18 protein-coding genes, 1 pseudogene and 1 other annotated feature are annotated in these 17,760 nt (G+C 66.2%); of the genes and pseudogenes, 14 read left to right on the forward strand and 5 right to left on the reverse strand.

Annotation, left to right across the window (positions count from 1 at the left end; translation table 11 throughout):
* Together FQY79_RS14975 and FQY79_RS14980 are read left to right on the forward strand one after the other, a co-directional pair.
* Window positions 1-113, forward strand: a 113-nt coding sequence (locus FQY79_RS14975) for an integrase core domain-containing protein (protein ID WP_146313328.1), incomplete at its 5' end; no start/stop codon positions are given.
* 186 nt (window positions 114-299) lie between these two features.
* Window positions 300-695, forward strand: a complete 396-nt coding sequence (locus FQY79_RS14980) for a MerR family transcriptional regulator (RefSeq protein ID WP_095208871.1) — start codon at window positions 300-302, stop codon at window positions 693-695.
* An 8-nt stretch (window positions 696-703) separates the two neighbouring features.
* Here FQY79_RS14980 and FQY79_RS14985 read toward each other — a convergent pair whose 3' ends face one another.
* Genes FQY79_RS14985 through FQY79_RS15005 form a run of 5 tightly spaced genes read right to left on the reverse strand, consistent with a single transcriptional unit; the run spans window position 704 to window position 7,193 of the window.
* A complete protein-coding gene (locus FQY79_RS14985; protein ID WP_095208872.1) occupies window positions 704-1,297 on the reverse strand; it encodes a cation efflux transmembrane domain-containing protein in 594 nt (197 codons plus the stop codon).
* Window position 1,298: 1 nt separating this feature from the next.
* Window positions 1,299-4,475, reverse strand: a complete 3,177-nt coding sequence (locus FQY79_RS14990; RefSeq protein WP_146313704.1) for an efflux RND transporter permease subunit — start codon at window positions 4,473-4,475, stop codon at window positions 1,299-1,301.
* Window positions 4,476-4,497: 22 nt separating this feature from the next.
* A complete protein-coding gene (locus FQY79_RS14995; protein ID WP_125111693.1) occupies window positions 4,498-5,469 on the reverse strand; it encodes an efflux RND transporter periplasmic adaptor subunit in 972 nt (323 codons plus the stop codon).
* Window positions 5,466-6,746, reverse strand: a complete 1,281-nt coding sequence (locus FQY79_RS15000; RefSeq protein WP_146313695.1) for a TolC family protein — start codon at window positions 6,744-6,746, stop codon at window positions 5,466-5,468. The genes FQY79_RS14995 and FQY79_RS15000 overlap by 4 nt, the downstream gene beginning before the upstream one ends.
* A 54-nt stretch (window positions 6,747-6,800) precedes the next feature.
* On the reverse strand, window positions 6,801-7,193 hold the full coding sequence (locus FQY79_RS15005) for a hypothetical protein (protein ID WP_146313696.1): 393 nt from the start codon (window positions 7,191-7,193) through the stop codon (window positions 6,801-6,803).
* Window positions 7,194-7,324: 131 nt separating this feature from the next.
* Here FQY79_RS15005 and FQY79_RS15010 point away from each other — a divergent pair, with 131 nt between their 5' ends.
* The 12 genes and pseudogenes from FQY79_RS15010 to FQY79_RS15060 form a co-directional block, all read left to right on the forward strand.
* Window positions 7,325-7,750: a CopL family metal-binding regulatory protein gene (locus tag FQY79_RS15010; protein ID WP_146313697.1), complete on the forward strand. Its 426-nt coding sequence runs from the start codon at window positions 7,325-7,327 to the stop codon at window positions 7,748-7,750.
* A gap of 104 nt (window positions 7,751-7,854) precedes the next feature.
* Window positions 7,855-9,690: a copper resistance system multicopper oxidase gene (locus FQY79_RS15015; RefSeq protein ID WP_146313698.1), complete on the forward strand. Its 1,836-nt coding sequence runs from the start codon at window positions 7,855-7,857 to the stop codon at window positions 9,688-9,690.
* A 5-nt stretch (window positions 9,691-9,695) separates the two neighbouring features.
* Window positions 9,696-10,865 carry a copper resistance protein B gene (locus FQY79_RS15820; RefSeq protein ID WP_281289338.1) on the forward strand — a complete coding sequence of 390 codons (1,170 nt, stop codon included), beginning with the start codon at window positions 9,696-9,698 and terminating at the stop codon, window positions 10,863-10,865.
* A 13-nt stretch (window positions 10,866-10,878) separates the two neighbouring features.
* On the forward strand, window positions 10,879-11,253 hold the full coding sequence (locus tag FQY79_RS15740; RefSeq protein ID WP_246123153.1) for a hypothetical protein: 375 nt from the start codon (window positions 10,879-10,881) through the stop codon (window positions 11,251-11,253).
* Between the two features lie 42 nt (window positions 11,254-11,295).
* A complete protein-coding gene (locus FQY79_RS15745) occupies window positions 11,296-11,649 on the forward strand; it encodes a hypothetical protein (RefSeq protein WP_246123154.1) in 354 nt (117 codons plus the stop codon).
* A gap of 19 nt (window positions 11,650-11,668) precedes the next feature.
* A complete protein-coding gene (locus tag FQY79_RS15030; protein WP_146313699.1) occupies window positions 11,669-12,178 on the forward strand; it encodes a nuclear transport factor 2 family protein in 510 nt (169 codons plus the stop codon).
* A 14-nt stretch (window positions 12,179-12,192) separates the two neighbouring features.
* Window positions 12,193-12,717 carry a DUF411 domain-containing protein gene (locus tag FQY79_RS15035; protein WP_246123155.1) on the forward strand — a complete coding sequence of 175 codons (525 nt, stop codon included), beginning with the start codon at window positions 12,193-12,195 and terminating at the stop codon, window positions 12,715-12,717.
* A gap of 69 nt (window positions 12,718-12,786) precedes the next feature.
* Window positions 12,787-13,137 carry a four-helix bundle copper-binding protein gene (locus FQY79_RS15040; protein WP_146313700.1) on the forward strand — a complete coding sequence of 117 codons (351 nt, stop codon included), beginning with the start codon at window positions 12,787-12,789 and terminating at the stop codon, window positions 13,135-13,137.
* A gap of 162 nt (window positions 13,138-13,299) precedes the next feature.
* A complete protein-coding gene (gene copC / locus FQY79_RS15045; protein ID WP_146313701.1) occupies window positions 13,300-13,683 on the forward strand; it encodes a copper homeostasis periplasmic binding protein CopC in 384 nt (127 codons plus the stop codon).
* Between the two features lie 10 nt (window positions 13,684-13,693).
* Window positions 13,694-14,623, forward strand: coding sequence for a copper homeostasis membrane protein CopD (gene copD / locus FQY79_RS15050; RefSeq protein ID WP_146313702.1), 930 nt, complete (start codon window positions 13,694-13,696; stop codon window positions 14,621-14,623).
* 61 nt (window positions 14,624-14,684) lie between these two features.
* Window positions 14,685-17,108, forward strand: coding sequence for a heavy metal translocating P-type ATPase (locus FQY79_RS15055; RefSeq protein ID WP_146313703.1), 2,424 nt, complete (start codon window positions 14,685-14,687; stop codon window positions 17,106-17,108).
* Between the two features lie 79 nt (window positions 17,109-17,187).
* Window positions 17,188-17,760: pseudogene (locus tag FQY79_RS15060) on the forward strand (IS3 family transposase); the annotation flags it as partial.
* Window positions 17,469-17,585, forward strand: a sequence feature (AL1L pseudoknot). (Overlaps the previous pseudogene by 117 nt.)

Genomic DNA, 17,760 nt, shown 5'->3' on the forward strand with positions numbered 1-17,760 from the left:
GGTGGATGCTCGAGTACAACGAGGAGCGCCCCCACGATTCCCTCGGCGATCTCACGCCCGCCGAGGTCCGCCAGCAATACGAGGAAAGTTCTACTTTTGCGTTGTGTGCTTGACGGGGAAGCTTACGGATCATCAACACGCGCCGCTGCCCCGCCTCCAGGGCGCGGATATCCACCGTGCTTCCGCAGCCGCACGAATCACTCATGATCATGTCTCCGAGTCGAGCGGGCGTCCGAGGATTTGCGGCCCGCTTCCAGGTCGGCGATCCTAAACCCCGGAGTCGCTACAGAGTCAAGCCCATGAAGATCGGAGAGGTCGCGGAGCGCAGCGGGTGCCATCCCGAAACCGTGCGCTACTACGAGCGCATCGGGTTGTTGCCTGCCCCGCCGCGCACGGCGGGCGGGTATCGCGACTACCGTCCCGCCGACGCGGATCGGCTGCGCTTCATCAGCCGCGGACGCGAACTGGGCTTCTCGCTGGAGGAGATCCGCAGCCTGCTGGGCCTGGCCGAAGACGACGGGTTGTCCTGCCAGGATGTCGACCGTCTTGCCCGCGGGCACCTGCTGGACATCCGGAACCGGCTAAACGACCTTCAGCGGATGGCCTCGGAGCTCGAACGGGTGATTGGCAGTTGCAGCGGCGGCGAGCGCGGCCAGTGCGCCATCCTCGACACGCTGCGCCACCCGCCATCCTAGGTCGGCACTCAAGCGTCCTCTTCGCCACGGGCATCCTGCAGGATCTCGATGCCCCCTTTCAGGGCGATCGCCGCCACTGCGAGCCCCACGACGAGGTCGGGCCAGGCCCGCCCGGTCCACAGCACCAGTCCGCCACCCACGAGCACGCCTGCGTTGGCGATGAAATCGTTGGTGCTGAAGGTCGTCGCGGCACGCACGTTCACATTGGCCTGCCGGATTTTCTTGAGCAGCCACACGCATGTCGCGTTTACCAGGCCGGCCCCCAGCGCCATCACCATCATCGTCGTACCAATGGGCTCGGCGTCACCCAGGAACCGACGGCCCACGTCGACCAGGATCCCAGCGGCGAACAGGATCAGCAGCCAGCCGGACACTTTGGCCGCCGACCGTTTCCAGGCTTGTGAGCGACTGAGTGCGAGCAGGGTGATGATGTAGACGGCGCTGTCGGACGCATTGTCCAGTCCATTTGCGATCAGAGCGCTTGAGCCGGCGGCGACGCCCGTGACCCCAAACCCCGCGGCAAGCGCGAGGTTCAGGGCGAGGACGATCAACAGGATCCGGCGCTGGTGCGCGTCGTGTATCTCGATCTTCTCTTCACTCAACTCAGTGGGCCTCCAGTTGCGGCTTCGCTGCGTCGCCGCGATGCAGAAGACGGTAAAGGGTGGGCAGGACAAGCAGGGTGAGCAGCGTTGAAGACACGATCCCGCCGATCACGACGGTGGCGAGCGGACGCTGCACCTCCGCGCCCGCGCCGACATTGAGCGCCATGGGGACGAAGCCGAGCGACGCGACCAGGGCGGTCATCAGCACGGGCCGCAGCCGCCCGAGGGCGCCGTTGAAGACCGCGTCGTCCAGCGACTGGCCTTGTTCGCGCAGGTTGCGGATGAAGGCGATCATGACCAGGCCGTTGAGCACGGCCACGCCGGACAGCGCGATGAACCCGACGCCTGCGGTGATCGACAGCGGGATGCCGCGCAGTGCCAGTGCGGCCACACCGCCCGTCAGCGCCAGCGGCACGCCGCTGAACACGATCACCGCATCCCTGGCCGAGCCGAATGCCATGAACAACAGGCCGAAGATGAGGACCAACGTCACCGGTACCACGACTGCGAGCCGCCGACTGGCCGAGATCAACTGCTCGAACGTGCCGCCGTAGTCGATCCAATAGCCTTCCGGCACGTTCACCTGCTGCCCGACGCGCTGCTGCAGCTCTTCGACGAAGGTGCCCAGATCGCGATCGCGCACGTTGGCGGTCACCACCACCCGGCGCTTTCCGTTCTCGCGGTTGATCTGGTTGGGCCCCAGCAGGCTTTCGACCCTCGCGACCTCCCGCAACGGTATGGTTCGCGCAGTTGCCCAACTGGGGTCCAGGCTCGATCTGTCCGCGTTTGCATCGTCGGACAAAGGGATCGGCAGGTCCTGAAGGGCCGCCGGATCGACGCGCATCTGTTCCGGCAACCGGACCACGATGTCGAACCGGCGGTCGCCCTCGAACAGCTGGCTGGCAACCTGGCCACCGACCGCGGTGGCAACGGTCTGCTGCACAACCCCGGGATTCAAGCCGAAGCGCGCAAGCGCCGCACGATCCGGCACGATCGTCAGCAGTGGCAAGCCGGTCGCCTGTTCGGTCTTGACGTCGGCTGCGCCCTCGACCTGCCTGGCAACGGCCTCGACCTGTTCGGCCACCTCGACCAGCGTGTCCAGGTCATCGCCGAACACCTTGACCGCCACGTCCGCACGCACGCCGGAGATCAGCTCGTTGGTCCGCATCTCGATCGGCTGCGTGAACTCGTAGTTGTTGCCTGGGAGCGTCGCCACCGCCGCCTCGATCTCGTCGAGCAGTACGTCCTTGGGCTTGCGTGGGTCGGGCCACTGCCCGCGTGGCTTCATCATCAGGAAGGTGTCGGCGACGTTTGGTGGCATCGGGTCGGTAGCCACCTCGGCCGTGCCGATCTTGCTGAACACCCGCTCCACTTCGGGAAGCTGCATCAGCCGCTCCTCCACGGCGAGCTGCATCTTCACCGACTGCTCCAGGCCAGTGCCCGGGATGCGGATCGCATGCATGGCGACGTCACCCTCGTCCAGGCTGGGAATGAACTCGCTGCCCAGGCGCGTGGCGACAAGCAGGGACACGGCAACCAAGACAAACGCGCCGGCAAACACCCAGTTCTGCCGACGGAGCGACCACGAGAGCAACGGCTTATAGCCGCGTCGCACCCACTGGACCAGCCGGTTCTCCTTCTCCTGGACCCGGTTGCCCATGAAGATCGCGATGGATGCGGGAACGAAGGTGAGTGACAAGACCATTGCACCGGTGAGGGCCAGCACCACCGTGATCGCCATGGGATGGAACATCTTTCCCTCGATCCCGGTCAGCGCGAAGATCGGCAGGTACACCGCGGCGATGATGAACATGCCGAACAGGCTGGGCCGGATGACCTCGACCGTGGCGGTAGCGGTCAGGTCGTTGCGCTCCTCGCGCGTCAGCGACCGGCCAAGCCGATGCTGCATCTCGCCAAACCGGCGCAGGACGTTCTCGATAATGATGACCGCGCCATCGACGATCAGGCCGAAGTCGAGTGCACCCAGGCTCATCAGGTTGCCGGACACGCCGCCGCGCACCATTCCGGTGATCGTGAACAGCATGGCCAGGGGAATGACGGCTGCGGTGATGAGCGCGGCGCGGAAGTTTCCCAGCAGCAGGAACAGGACCACGATCACCAGCAGGGCGCCCTCGACCAGGTTCTTCGAGATGGTCTGCATGGTGCGTTCGACCAGCGCAGTGCGGTCGTAGACCGCCGTCGCGGTGACGCCTTCTGGCAGGCTCGCGTTCGCGTCCTGCAGCTTCGCCGCCGCGGCCTGCGCGACGCTGCGGCTGTTGGAGCCGACCAGCATCGACACGGTGCCCAGCACGACCTCTTCGCCGTTCTGGGTGGCCGCGCCCGTACGAAGCTCCGGGCCTTCACCCACCTGCGCCACGTCCGCAACCCGGATCGGCAGGCCTTCGCGCCGGTCCAGCACGATGTTGCGGATCTCGTCGATCCCGCCGACCTGGCCGGGCACGCGCACCAGGTACTGCTGGCCGTTGCGCTCGATGTAACCGGCGCCCATGTTCTGGTTGTTGGCGGCCACCGCGTCGACGATGTCCTGCAGCGTGAAGCCGAGTGCGACCAGCTTGGACGGGTCCGGCGTGATATGGATCTGCCGCTCGAAGCCGCCCATCGTGTTGACTTCGGTCACCCCCGGGGTGTTGCGCATCTGCGGCCGGATGACCCAGTCCTGCAGGGTGCGCAGGTCGGTGGGGCTCCACTGGCTGCCATCCGGCTTGGTCGCGTCGGGCGCCGCATCCACGGTGTACATGAAGATCTCGCCCAACCCGGTCGAAATCGGGCCCATTTCGGGCTCCAGGCCCTCCGGAATCTGCGAGCGGATCTGCTGCAGGCGCTCGGCCACCTGCTGCCGGGCGAAATACAGGTCGGTGCCGTCCTCGAACACGACGGTGATCTGCGACAACCCGTACCGGGACAATGAGCGCGTGTAGTCGAGACGGGGCAAGCCGGCGAGTGCCGTCTCAATCGGATAGGTGATCCGCTGCTCGGATTCCAGTGGCGAGTAGCCGGGCGCCTCGGTGTTGATCTGCACCTGGACGTTGGTGATGTCCGGCGTTGCATCGATCGGGAGCCGGGTGAAGCTCCAGATGCCCACACCGATCAGCCCGAGGGTCAGCACCAGCATCATCCAGCGATGCCGAATCGAGAACCGGACGATCCGCTCCAGCAGACCGGCCTGGCGGACTGTGGTGTCAGTGGTCATGCGACGCGCCCTCCTTGCCGATGTCCGCCTTGATCAGGTAGCTCTCCGCGACGACGACCTCCTCGCCGCCGCTCAGGCCCGAGAGGACCTGCGCCCGCGTGGCATCGCGGGCGCCGAGTTCCACGTGTCGGGCCAGGTACGTCTCGCCTTCACGTACGAACACGGCGTCCTGGCCATCCATCGACTGCAGCGCGGTCAACGGCACCATCAGGTCAACCGGCTGCTGCGCGACGGTGATCCGCGCCTTGACTGCCGTTCCCGGCCGCCACTGGTTGTCGGCGTTGTCGATCGTTGCGCGGGCGACTGTGCTCTGGCTGGCCGTGGCCATGCCCGGGAGCACACGTTCGAGCGTGGTGTGGACCGTCTCGCCATCGCTCATGCGGGTGACCGCGACCGGCACGCCAGGCTGGATGTGCTGGGCGTCGGCGCCAAAAATGTGGAGGTCGACCCAGAGCTGCGAGAGATCGGCGATCTGGAACAGGGGCGCACCCTCGCTGGCCAGGCCGCCGACCGAGGCACTGCGCTCGACGACCACGCCGGAGATCGGCGCGGCAACGCTGTAGGTGCTCAGGCTCAGGTTGCTCTCGATCGTCGCCAGCGTCTGCCCGGCGCGGACCGGGTCGCCGACGTTGGCGCGCAACGAACGGATCGGGCCAGGGAAACGGGCGGTGACCTGCGCAACACGACCCTCAACCGGGGTCAGCAGGCCTTGCACCTCATGCTCGTCGGCGATCACGCCGGGGCCGGCCGGCTGGGTCTTGATACCGGACTTTTCAGCGATTTCCGCAGGGATGACCGTGCTGGCGACTTCATCCGCCTCATGGCCGTGTTCGTCGGCCTCCGTTCCGTGGTCGGCGGCGTCGTTCGCATGTGCGTCCTTGGCCGGCTGGTCCGGCTCGCCACCGCAGGCTGCGAGGACCAAGGCCAGCGCCAGTGCCGGAATCAGGTGGACAGGCTTCATGGGGTTGCTCCTTGGTTGTGTTGCAGGCCCGGGCCGGCGACGAATGCCTGGCCGGTCAGCCGCTGGATCTCGATCAGGGCGCGCTGGGCTTCCAGCGCCGCCGCCAGCTGTTGCTGCCGTGCGGCGGCGTGCTCCGCCTGCAGGCTCGACCACTCCAGATAACTGGCGGCGCCTGCGCGGTACGCGGTGGCGGCCGCGGCTTCGGCCTTGGCCAGACGTGGAAGCACGTCCTCACCTAGCCGCTGTGCTTCCAGGCGGGCCACCTCGAAGCGCCCGTGTGCCTCGGCCAAGGTCGAATAGAGGGACAACCCTGCTGCCTCGCGCTCGATCTCCAGTCCCGCCAGCTCAGCCTGCGCAGCACGAATCCCAGGCTCTGCACGGCCCCGTGCGCCGAAGGGGATGGAAACGCTCCCGACCAGACCGAAATCGTTGTCGTCGGACATGCGACGCACACCGACCTGCCAATTCAGATCTGGGGTCGCCTCGCTGCGAGCAAGCTGGAGCCGGGCCTCGCGCACACGCCGCTCGTCGACGAACCGGGCAAGCTCCGGTGTGCGCTGCAGCCAGGCGGCGAGCTCCGCAAAGTCCACAATTTCGGGCAGCGCCAAGGGGTCTCCTCCTGCGACCTGGAACGTCGGGCTGCGTTCACCCCAAAGTGCGGCCAGATGCTGGCGCGCGGCCATTTCGGCTTGTGCCGCTCGTGCCAGCTCGAGCCGCGCACGTGCTGCCGCCGCTTCGGCAGTCAGCACAACGGCCTCAGGCGAGGCTCCGGCCTCGTGACGACGTCGCGCCGCAGTGACGGTCTGGTCCCGCTGGTCAATGTCCATGCGGGCGATGGCGCCCTGGTGCTGCGCCGCTACGACCGCCAGGTAGCGTCGGGCGACTTCCGCCAGGAGGTCCAGGCGCCGACCCTCGCGCTCAACCGCCAGGGTGTCGATCCGGCTCTGGGCGAGTACGCGTCGGGCGTCCAGCTTTCCCCCACGCTCCAGCACGGAAGCCAATGTCAGCGTGACCTCTGCGCCTGACACGCCGCTCGCGGCGCCGCTGCCAAGCACGTTCTCGACCTCGACGCCGCCGAACAGCGCGGGACGCAGGGACGCCCGTTCCAGCTCCGCTTCCAGCGCGTCGCGGCGGGGACCGAACAGGCGAAGATCGGGATGGGTATCAGCCACGCGCTGGAAAGCGTCGCGCAGGGTCAGGGTGTCGCTCGCGTGCGTGGGAAGGACCACGGCACAGACGACGACGAACGCGACCTTGGCCGCGAATCGAAAATTCATGGATTGCTCCGAGCTAGGGGGACGACAACGGTCGGCGACTCGCCGACAGAGGGGTCACGCGTAGATCGGAGGCTTGAAAGGGCTCGACAGGTGCGCCGACGGCAAAAGGACGAGCTTCGTGGCCATCAGCTGGCCCGCGGGGGATAGCGCGGACAGTTGCGCTACCCCGGGCAGCAACGCTGCAGTGAAGCCGCAGCAATGCGCGAAGTGGACGAACATGTGCAGCGTTTCGGACTCCCCTTGACCCTGCTCGCCAGGCACGGCTTGCTCCCCATCGGAGATGCCGGTGCGCAGTTCATGCTGATGGGTCCCGGATGGGTCATGCGCAAGGGCGTGGATCTCGCCCACAGCTGCGATCACGGGCTGCAACAGGAGGCCAAACACTAGCAGCCCCAGGAGCACAGCCTGCGCGGCGATAGGCGGCGAACGGAAGCGAAACCGGGACATTGCGCGGAAGCTACCCGATCTACCGCTTGTTACACAATCGCCCAAGGCGTTCCGAGGCTTCCCTGAGATAAGCCAACAGGCGTTGTCGCTGTATTCATCCGGCGTTTACTTCGGGACGTATACTCAAGCGCATGCCTTTCCGCGCGCTCATGATGCGGTTGTTCCTGATCGTTGCCTTGCTGGCGAACGGTCCGGGCATCGCTGGCGCGTCCATGCACATGGAGCACGTGCGCGACTCCGCGGGTGACGCCATCCACATGACCACGGCGCAGACAGCGGCCGAGTCTATGGCTGCCTGCCAAGGGGGCGCAGCGGCCGTTCCGGTGGCCGACGATCACCATCATCCGCAGCTCATTGACCAGGTCGGGGCTGTATCGTCGTTGGACGATTGCTGCGAGACGGGCAATTGCTGCCCCTGCATGCACCATTGCGCAGCGGCGCTCGCCGGGTCGGCACTCGCCGACTTCACCATCCGGTACCGGCAATCCGCCGAACCGTTCCTGTCAGTGCACGCGTCCGCTGCACTGACCAATCTTTTCCGACCTCCGATCGGCTAAGTGTCGCCGCGCGCCTTTTAAGGCGCTGATGGACCCTGTTCGCTGCTCCGCACCGACAGGGAAACGCTCGCCTCGCGAGCCCTCGTCACTCTCCCGGAGTTCCCATGTCATCCGATCTTCTCGGCCGCGCCGAGGGGCTGTCCGCCCCGTCGCGCCGCCTCTTTGTCCAAGGCCTTGCCGCCGGAGGCGCCGTTGCAGCCCTCGGCCTATGGCCCCGCTCCAGCTGGGCCGTCAAGGCCGAAGGCGTCCCCAATGTGCTCTCGGGCACCGACTTCGACCTGACCATCGGCGAGACCCCGATGAACTTCACCGGTGCCACGCGTCCGGCGATCACGGTCAACGGCTCGATTCCAGCGCCGCTGCTGCGCTGGCGCGAAGGCACCACCGTCAACCTGCGGGTCCGCAATGCCCTGCCCCCCGGCTCGATCCATGGCAACCAGACATCGATCCACTGGCACGGCATCCTGCTGCCGGCCGACATGGACGGCGTGCCCGGGCTGAGCTTCAACGGCATCAACCGTGGCGAGACCTACCAGTACCGCTTCAACGTCGTGCAGGGCGGCACCTACTGGTACCACAGCCATTCCGGCTTCCAGGAGCAGGCCGGTCTCTACGGGCCACTGGTGATCGAGCCGCTGGAACCCGAGCCCTTCGCCTATGACCGCGATTACGTGGTCATGCTCAGCGACTGGACCGACCTCGATCCGAAGCGCCTGTTCGCCAGGCTCAAGAAGCGGTCTGACTTCGACAACTTCTCCAAGCAGACGGTCGGCGACTTCTTCGACGACGTGAAGCAGCACGGCCTGGCCGCCACGGTCGAAGACCGCAAGATGTGGGGCCGGATGCGGATGACGCCGACCGACCTGTCGGACGTCAACGGCAACACCTACACCTACCTCATGAACGGCATGACCTCGCTCGGCAACTGGACCGGGCTGTTCCGGTCGGGCGAGAAGGTCCGCCTCCGCTTCATCAACGGCTCCGCGATGACGTACTTCGACGTGCGGATCCCGGGCCTGAAGATGACCGTGGTCGCAGCCGATGGACAGTACGTGCATCCGGTTTCGGTCGACGAGCTCCGCATCGCCACCGCCGAGACCTTCGACGTCATCGTCGAACCCACCGGGCAGGATGCGTTCACCATTTTCGCCCAGGACAGCGGCCGTACCGGCTACGTCAGCGGCACGCTCGCCGTCCGGGAAGGCTTGCGGGCGCCGGTGCCCGAGGTCGACCCCAAGCCCCTGCTCACCATGGACGACATGGGCCACGGCGGAATGGGCGGCGGCGGTCACGACATGTCCTCGATGTCTAGCTCAATGGCTGGGATGGACCACAGCGTCCACGACATGTCGTCGATGGCCGGAGGCGCAATGGCCGGCGGAAGCATGGCCGGCATGGATCACGGGGCCGGTGGGATGCAGGAGCACCCCGACAGCGAAACCGGCAACCCTCTCGTGGACATGCAGACGATGGCGCCGGCGCCCAGGCTCGATGATCCGGGCATCGGCCTGCGCGACAACGGCCGCCGCGTGCTCACCTACGCCGACCTGCGGAGCACGTTCCGCGATCCCGACGGGCGTGAACCCGGCCGCACGGTCGAGCTGCACCTGACCGGCCACATGGAGCGCTTCGCCTGGTCCTTTGACGGAGTGAAGTTCGCTGACGCGGAGCCCCTGCGCCTCAACTACGGCGAGCGCATGCGGATCGTGCTGGTCAACGACACGATGATGTCGCACCCGATCCACCTCCACGGCATGTGGAGCGACCTCGAGGATGAATCCGGCAACTTCATGGTGCGCAAGCACACCATCGACATGCCACCAGGCACCAAGCGCAGCTACCGGGTGCGAGCGGATGCCCTTGGCCGCTGGGCCTACCACTGCCACCTGCTCTACCACATGGAAGCCGGCATGTTCCGCGAAGTGCGGGTGGAGGAATGAGCGCCATGATCGGTTCCAGCCGCCATCCCCTGGCCATCGGCCTGGCCTCCGCACTGTGGCTTGCCGCTGGGTTCGCGCCCGCGTGGGCGCAGGAGACAGACCACGCCTCGCACCATCCGGAAGCGAAGCCGGCTCCAGCTGCGACACCATCGTCACCTGAGCCTGTTGACCCACACGCCGGCCACCAGCCGACTCCGACAGACACGATGTCCGATGATCACGGGGCCATGGACCACGGCTCCATGAAACATGGGGCCGCGGACACTGCCGGCAGCGATCACTCCACGATGGATCACTCCACGATGGATCACTCCACGATGGATCACTCCACGATGGACCACTCGGGGATGGACCACTCCACGATGGACCACTCCGAGATGGATCACTCTGGCATGGACCACGCGTCGATGGGCCATCAGCCTGGTGCCAGCCAGGATCTTCCGGCGACCGCGGAGCCGCACGAGCCCATCCCTGTCCTCACCCCGGCCGATCGCGCCGCGGCATTCAAGAACCTCGACGACCACGTGATACACGGCGAATCGATCAACTCGTACTGGTCGCTTGACCGGCTCGAAGCGTGGGACGCGGATGAGGACGGCACCGGCATGGCTTGGGAAGCGAAAGCCTGGGTCGGCTCAGATTTGAACCGGCTTTGGCTCCGCAGCGAGGGCGAGCGTGCGGGCGGCTCCACCGAGTCGGCGGATGTGGAAGTCCTGTACGGTCGGGCCATCGCCCGATGGTGGGATGCAGTCGCCGGTGTCCGACATGACTTCGGCTTTGGCGGCGGCCCGTCGCGCACTTATGCCGCGCTCGGCGTCATCGGCCTTGCCCCGTACAAGTTTGAAGTCGAAGCGACCGCGTACCTGGGCGAGTCCGGCCAGGTCGGGCTTGGGGCGGAAGCCGAATACGAAATGCTGTTCACCAACCGGCTGATCGGCCAGTGGCTCGTCGAGGGCGAAGCCTGGAGCAAGGACGATCCGGCGGTTGGAATCGGCAGCGGACTGAGCAAGGTCGAAGCCGGTTTCCGCCTGCGCTACGAGTTCCATCGGCAGTTCGCTCCCTATGTCGGCGTCGTCTGGGAGCGTGCCTACGGCGGAACGGCGGACCAGCGTCGCGCACGGTCCGGGGACGTCGACGACACCCGGGTCGTGGCCGGCGTCCGAATCTGGTTCTGATGGGAGAACACACATGCAACCAAAGACACGCAAGCGTGTTTGGTTGATCGGGGTTCCGCTGGTTGTCGTGGCCGGTACGGCGGGCTTCATCTGGGGCGGCGTGTACAACGTCGCCGCCGATGACATGCACACGAAGCCCGTGCATTTCCTGCTCGAAACCGCACGCGAGCGCTCCATCGTGTCACGTGCGGGACGGCTGGACGTGCCGTCGGGCCTAGACGATCGCACACGGATCGTCCAGGGCGCGGGCAACTATGCGGCGATGTGCGCTGGCTGCCACCTGGCCCCGTCGATGGCCGAAACCGACTTGAGCCAGGGCCTGTATCCCACGCCGCCGGACCTCAGTAAGCACAAGGTCGACGTGGCCAAAGCGTTCTGGGTGATCTAGCACGGGATCAAGGCCAGCGGCATGCCCGCCTGGGGCAAGAACATGAGCGACGAGTACATCTGGAACATGGCCGCGTTCCTGCAGGTGCTGCCTACGCTCGACGCGACTGCGTACAAGGAGCTGGTCGACAGCAGCGAAGGCCATTCGCATGGCGGCGGCGAGACGCAAGGCCACCATGACGACGAAACGGCCGAGGACCACGTTGCCACCTCCGAGCCGGGCAACAACTCCATGCCGCATGCGCACCCGCTGGGTGTGGCCGATGATCACCACGGCCCATCACCCGGCGACACGGAAGTCGGCTTGGTGGACCACCGCCATCCCGACGGCAAGGTGGAGTCGCACCCTGCACCACGCACGCCCGAGGTCGGTGACGGCCATGCACACACCCATTGATCTCGTTGGAGCCCGCGCAATGAACGCAACAGCAATCTCCTTCACCCTGGCGCTGGCACTGGCCGTCGTGTCCCCCGCAATGGCGCAGGCGACACCGTCGCACGCACATCGCCCCGCTGCCGCGCCATCTGCGGACGTCGACGTCCCAGCCACTGCAGAGGCCGCGGTCGCCGTGGCGGAACGGTTCAACACCGCCCTGTCCAGCGGCGACCTGGCCACGGTCGAAGCCCTGCTCGCTGCCGACGTTCTCATCCTCGAGTCCGGAGGTGCAGAACGCAGCCGCGAGGAATACATGGGCCATCACGCAGTCAGCGATGCGGCGTTCCTCAAGGGCGCCCATCGCCAGCTGCTCCGTCAGCGTGCACGAACCGCTGGCGAGTTCGCGTGGGTCGGAACCGAAAGCGAGCTGCACGCCCAGCAGGACGGCCAGCCACTGACCGTCCAGAGCACCGAGACGATGGTGCTGAAGCAGACCACGGACGGCTGGCGGATCGTCCACATCCACTGGTCCTCGCGGACCAAGCGCTGACTGGAGAAGCCGAAATGAATGCTTACAGATTGAATCGACTGGCGTGGGTGGCTTTTGCGGTCGCCGGCTTGGGTGCCTGCACCCAGGCGGCTACACCCGCGCAATCCACCATCGCACCCGCTGCACAGGTCGTCTCTGAAACAGCCGACGCCACTCCCGCTGCCCTGCCACGCATGACCGTCCACAAGACTCCGACCTGCGGGTGTTGCGGTAGCTGGGTCGACCACGTGCAGAAGGCGGGCTTCACCGTGGATGTGCACGACATGGATGACCTGGGTCCGGTCAAGGAGCGCCTGGGTGTCCCCTATGCAAAGGGCTCCTGCCACACGGCCGAGGTCGGCGGATACGTCATCGAGGGCCATGTCCCGGCCGAGGACATCAAGCGCCTCCTCGAAGAAAAGCCGGACGCACGCGGCCTGGTCCTGCCGGGAATGCCGCTCGGCTCGCCGGGCATGGAGGTCCCTGCCGGGCGACAACAGCCGTACACGGTCGAGCTGGTCCGTCACGACGGAACCACCGAACCCTTCGCACAGCATTGATCCGTCGGAGCAACAGGGGCGGTGTTGCGGGCGCGCCGAGTCTCGTCCGCGAGGAAGAAGGAGAACCACATGACCCACCATTCCGCGGCACACCGGTCCCAGGCCATGAACGAGTGCATCGACAACTGCACGCAGTGTCATGAGATCTGCCTGGAGACCATCAACTATTGCCTGACCAAAGGAGGTGCCCACGCGGCCCCAGAGCACATCGCACTCCTTGCGACGTGTGCCGATATCTGCGCAACCAGTGCCGACGCGATGCTGCGCGGTGCCAGCGTTCACGACGTGGTTTGCAGTGCCTGTGCGGAGGTCTGCCGCCAGTGCGCCGATGCATGCGACGCCATGAATGACCCTGAGATGACGCGTTGCGCCGAAGTTTGCCGCCGCTGCGCGGAAAGCTGCAGCGCCATGGCGGCTTGATGCGTCGAGGATCCCGTCTGAGCGGCGGGATCCTCATCTCAAATATCAAAAGCCGACCAACCGTGGTTTCGGTGACAGCCCGACATCCAACGCATGTCGGGTCCAACACAGCACGGCCCCCAACGGGGCTTAGCATCACATTCGCAATGAGGATTAATCACTATGAGATCATCAAACGTCCTTCGCTCCTTCGCGCTCGTCCTCGCGATTGCGGCTGGGCAGTTCTCCCTGCAGATCGCGCACGCCCACGCCGCGCTGCAGCAGTCCACACCGGCGGCAAATGCGGTGGTGGCCTCGCCAGGCCAGATCGATCTCGTATTCAACGAAACATTGATTCCGCGGGCGTCGCGTCTCAAGTTGCTCATGAAGCACGGCAGTTCCACCATGCCGATCGAGAATTTCACGACCGAGATCGTCAACAACGGCAAGACCCTGCGTGCCAAGTTGCCTGGACCGCTGGCTCCGGGCGTCTATACCGTGGAATACCGCGCCGTCGGTGGCGACAACCACCCCATGACGGGCAGTTTCAGCTTCACGGTGCGCTGAGGAGCCACAAATGTTCGACTTGTCGGCTTATGCACTGAGATTCCTGGAATACCTTGTTCTCATGGTGCTTTTCGGGGTTCCACTGTTCGGTTGGTACGGTTCGCGTCGATCGGCACTCGCCGACGCCTTGGCCGGGTGGCCACTCATGGGCGTTCTGTTGGTGAGTGCCACCGTCGGTCTCGTGCTCACCGGGGCCGATGTCGTCTTCAAGACCGCGGGCATCATGGGAATTCCGGTCGCCGACGTTGATCGCGGATCGCTTGGCTGGTATCTGCTCGAGTCGTCCGCGGGCCGGGCAGCGATTGCGAGAGGCGCGCTGCTGCTCGCCCTGATGTTTGTGCTCGGATGGCACCGTCGCCGCGGGCAGGTGGAGCCCGCCTTCCCGCTGGCGGCGACGCTGGCGGGCGGCGCACTCGCTTCTCTGGCATGGAACGGCCACGCGGCCGCTGGTGAGGGCGTGGCAGGCGCGGTCCGGCTTGCTGCGGGCCTTGTCCATCTTCTTGCGGCAGGCGGCTGGATCGCAGCGGTCCTGATGTTCCTGGGGATGCTCCTGCGCGGCAAGGAGGCCTCCGGCAGCGGGCGTCTGCGATCAACGCATGACTTTCTGCATGGATTTTCGACGCTGGGAACGATTTTCGTTGCTGCGCTCGTCGTGTCCGGCATCGCGCACTACGGGGATCTCACTGCGTGGTCGTTGTCGGCCCTGTTTCAGAGCACCTACGGGAAGTTGCTGCTGTTCAAACTGGCCCTGTTCGCTGGAATGCTGGGTTTGGGAGCGCTGCACCGATGGACGCTGGTGCCGCGCCTGGGACGGGCGCTGACCAGCGGAGATCCCGCGCAGGAGGTGCGGGCTTTGCGGCAGAGTGTTACGGCTGAGGCCGCGCTGGCCATCTTGATCCTGGTTGTTGTTTCAGTGCTCGGGACGCTCAGCCCCGAATAGCTGTGTAACCCCCAATGGCACACTGCCTTGGCAGTCCATCCCCACTAAAGCGAGCATCGGCATGAACTCACCGTCGTCCCATGACCATCACTCCGCAGGCGCTGTCCCTGTCGAGACTGCAGATGGACGGGTAACCGACCCGGTCTGTGGCATGCAGGTAGATCCCGCCACCACGCCGCATCATGCGGACCACGCTGGCGCCCATTTTCACTTCTGCTCGGAGCGATGCCGCGCGAAGTTCGTGGCTGATCCCGAGCGCTACCTGACGTCCCGGGACGAACCCGAGGTGGCACGGCCCGGCGCCATCTACACCTGCCCGATGCACCCGGAAGTTCGACAACAGGGTCCAGGCAACTGTCCCTTCTGCGGCATGGCGCTGGAGCCGGAAATGCCCAACCTGGAGGACGACGACAATCCGGAACTTCGCGACTTCTCGCGCCGGTTCTGGTGGACGCTTCCGCTGACGGTGGTGACGCTCGTGCTGGCCATGTTCGGCCAGTACCTCCCGCGTATCGTGCTGGGCGGCGTGCAGATCCTGCCGCTGTCGATCGACCTGCAAACCTGGGTCGAGCTGGTCCTGACCACACCGGTCGTGCTGTGGGCCGGCTGGCCGTTCTTCGAGCGCTGCGTGCAGTCGATCCGCAACCGCAGCCCGAACATGTTCACCCTCATCGGGATTGGCGTTGCGGCCGCCTTTGGCTACAGCCTGGTCGCCACGCTGGCACCCGGCTTGTTCCCGCCGTCGTTTACCGAGCACGGGCGCGTCGGTGTGTATTACGAGGCGGCAGCGGTAATCGTATCGTTGACGCTCCTGGGCCAGATGCTGGAGCTGCGGGCACGTTCGAAAACCTCCGCGGCGATCAAGGGCCTGCTCGGTCTCGCGCCCAAGGAAGCACGGCGGGTCAACCCCGACGGTACCGAGGAAGACATCCCGCTGACCCACGTGCATGTCGGCGATCACCTGCGCGTGCGTCCTGGCGAGAAGGTGCCGGTGGATGGCGAAGTGGTCGAGGGCCGCTCCAGCGTCGACGAATCGATGCTCACCGGCGAGCCGATCCCGGTCGAGAAGACCGCGGGCGACCAGGTCATCGGCGCGACCCAGAACGGCACTGGCGCACTGGTGATCCGCGCCGCCAAGGTGGGTTCCGATACGGTGCTGTCGCAGATCGTGCAGCTGGTCGCGCAGGCGCAGCGCTCCCGCGCGCCGATGCAGCGGATGGCTGATACCGTCGCCTACTGGTTCGTGCTCGCAGTGCTGGCGATCGCGGTGGCCACCTTCTTCATCTGGGGCTTCTTCGGCCCGGACCCGGCCTGGACCTTTGCCATCCTGAACGCGGTCTCGGTGCTGATCATCGCCTGCCCCTGCGCGCTGGGCCTGGCGACGCCGATGTCGATCATGGTCGCCACGGGCAAGGCGGCGCAGGTGGGCGTGCTGTTCCGCGATGCCGAAGCCATCGAGCATATGCGCCGCATCGACACCCTGATCGTCGACAAGACCGGCACGCTCACCGAAGGGCGCCCGGCCTTCAAGGAAGTCGTGGCCTTCGAGGGCTTCGACGCCGACCAGGTGCTGCACCTGGCGGCCAGCCTGGACCAGGGCAGCGAGCATCCGCTGGCCGATGCCATCGTGGTCGAGGCCCGACGCCGGAACTTCGAGTTCGACCGCGTGGAGGACTTCGACTCGGTGACCGGCATGGGTGTGCGCGGAACCGTAGCGGGTCACGCGCTTGCGTTGGGCAATACCGCACTCATGGATGATATGGGCGCCGATCCCGGTGCGCATCTCGACGTCGCCGAGCGTCTGCGCCGCGAGGGTGCTAGCGCCATGTTCCTCGCCGTGGACGGTCGCTTGGCGGGTCTGATCGCGGTCGCAGACCCGATCAAGGCGTCGGCCGCGACCGCCATCAATGAGCTGCACGCCGCCGGGCTGCGCATCATCATGGCCACCGGTGACGGGCTCACCACCGCACGGGCCGTAGCCACCGAGCTAGGCCTGGACGAAGTGCATGGCGAGGTCCGCCCCGAGGACAAGGCCGAACTGGTGCAGCGCCTCAAGGGCGAAGGCCGGCGGGTGGCGATGGCCGGCGACGGCATCAACGATGCTCCCGCGCTGGCCGCCGCCGACGTCGGCATCGCCATGGGCACGGGCACCGACGTCGCGATGTCCAGCGCCCAGATCACCCTGGTCAAGGGCGACCTGCGCGGCATCCTGCGCGCCCGCAAGATCTCCCAGGCCACCGTGGCCAACATGAAGCAGAACCTCACCTTCGCGTTCCTGTACAACGCGCTTGGGGTGCCGGTCGCGGCCGGGGTGCTCTACCCCGCGTTCGGGATCCTGCTGAGTCCGATGGTCGCGGCGCTGGCAATGAGCTTGAGTTCGGTATCGGTGGTGGCCAATGCACTTCGCCTGGCCAAGTCGGCCGCCGTACCGCCCTCGCCGACGGCACCCGTGCGAGACCGTACCTTGGGCCTCGCCAGGGATTGACTTGAGTCAATTGCATCGGTCCTGGTAAGTGAATCGCCCCGCCTTTCCCGGAGGCTCCAAACCTTGAGAGGATGGAGCCATGAGCAACAAATTGACGAGGTACGCACCCGAGGTGTGTGAACGGGCGGTGCGGATGGTCCTGGATCACCAGGGCGAGCACAGCTCCCAGTGGGCGGCGATTACGTCGGTGGCCGGGAAGATCGGCTGCAAGGCAGAGACGCTGCGGACGTGGGTCCGTCGGGCCGAGCGGGACAGTGGGCTGCGGCCGGGGCTGACGACCGACGAGCAGGCGCGGATCAAGGCCTTGGAGCGCGAAGTGCGCGAGCTGCGCCAGGCCAACGAGATCCTGCGCAAGGCGTCGGCGTTTTTTGCCCAGGCGGAGCTCGACCGCCGGTACAAGTCCTGAAGGACTTCATCGATCGCAACCGCGATGCCTACGGGGTCGAGCCGATCTGCAAGGTGCTGCCGATCGCCCCGTCGACGTACTACGACCACGCCAGCCGCCAGGTCGACCCGGCGCGCCAGCCCCCACGCTGGCACCGGGAGCAGGCGCTGGCGTCGCAGATCGACCGGGTCTGGCAAGAGAACCGCCAGGCCTACGGGGCGCGCAAGGTGTGGCGGCAGTTGCACCGGGAAGGCGTGAAGGTTGCCC

This window comes from Luteimonas wenzhouensis (assembly GCF_007859305.1).
Lineage (GTDB): Bacteria > Pseudomonadota > Gammaproteobacteria > Xanthomonadales > Xanthomonadaceae > Luteimonas > Luteimonas wenzhouensis.

What these genes read in the sequence shown, in the direction of transcription:
- FQY79_RS14980 (WP_095208871.1), top strand. Translation starts at nt 300, where the DNA reads ATGAAGATCGGAGAGGTCGCGGAGCGCAGCGGGTGCCATCCCGAAACC.
- FQY79_RS14995 (WP_125111693.1), bottom strand. Translation starts at nt 5,469, where the DNA reads ATGAAGCCTGTCCACCTGATTCCGGCACTGGCGCTGGCCTTGGTCCTC.
- FQY79_RS15000 (WP_146313695.1), bottom strand. Translation starts at nt 6,746, where the DNA reads ATGAATTTTCGATTCGCGGCCAAGGTCGCGTTCGTCGTCGTCTGTGCC.
- FQY79_RS15005 (WP_146313696.1), bottom strand. Translation starts at nt 7,193, where the DNA reads ATGTCCCGGTTTCGCTTCCGTTCGCCGCCTATCGCCGCGCAGGCTGTG.
- FQY79_RS15010 (WP_146313697.1), top strand. Translation starts at nt 7,325, where the DNA reads ATGCCTTTCCGCGCGCTCATGATGCGGTTGTTCCTGATCGTTGCCTTG.
- FQY79_RS15015 (WP_146313698.1), top strand. Translation starts at nt 7,855, where the DNA reads ATGTCATCCGATCTTCTCGGCCGCGCCGAGGGGCTGTCCGCCCCGTCG.
- FQY79_RS15820 (WP_281289338.1), top strand. Translation starts at nt 9,696, where the DNA reads ATGATCGGTTCCAGCCGCCATCCCCTGGCCATCGGCCTGGCCTCCGCA.
- FQY79_RS15740 (WP_246123153.1), top strand. Translation starts at nt 10,879, where the DNA reads ATGCAACCAAAGACACGCAAGCGTGTTTGGTTGATCGGGGTTCCGCTG.
- FQY79_RS15745 (WP_246123154.1), top strand. Translation starts at nt 11,296, where the DNA reads ATGAGCGACGAGTACATCTGGAACATGGCCGCGTTCCTGCAGGTGCTG.
- FQY79_RS15030 (WP_146313699.1), top strand. Translation starts at nt 11,669, where the DNA reads ATGAACGCAACAGCAATCTCCTTCACCCTGGCGCTGGCACTGGCCGTC.
- FQY79_RS15035 (WP_246123155.1), top strand. Translation starts at nt 12,193, where the DNA reads ATGAATGCTTACAGATTGAATCGACTGGCGTGGGTGGCTTTTGCGGTC.
- FQY79_RS15040 (WP_146313700.1), top strand. Translation starts at nt 12,787, where the DNA reads ATGACCCACCATTCCGCGGCACACCGGTCCCAGGCCATGAACGAGTGC.
- copC (WP_146313701.1), top strand. Translation starts at nt 13,300, where the DNA reads ATGAGATCATCAAACGTCCTTCGCTCCTTCGCGCTCGTCCTCGCGATT.
- copD (WP_146313702.1), top strand. Translation starts at nt 13,694, where the DNA reads ATGTTCGACTTGTCGGCTTATGCACTGAGATTCCTGGAATACCTTGTT.
- FQY79_RS15055 (WP_146313703.1), top strand. Translation starts at nt 14,685, where the DNA reads ATGAACTCACCGTCGTCCCATGACCATCACTCCGCAGGCGCTGTCCCT.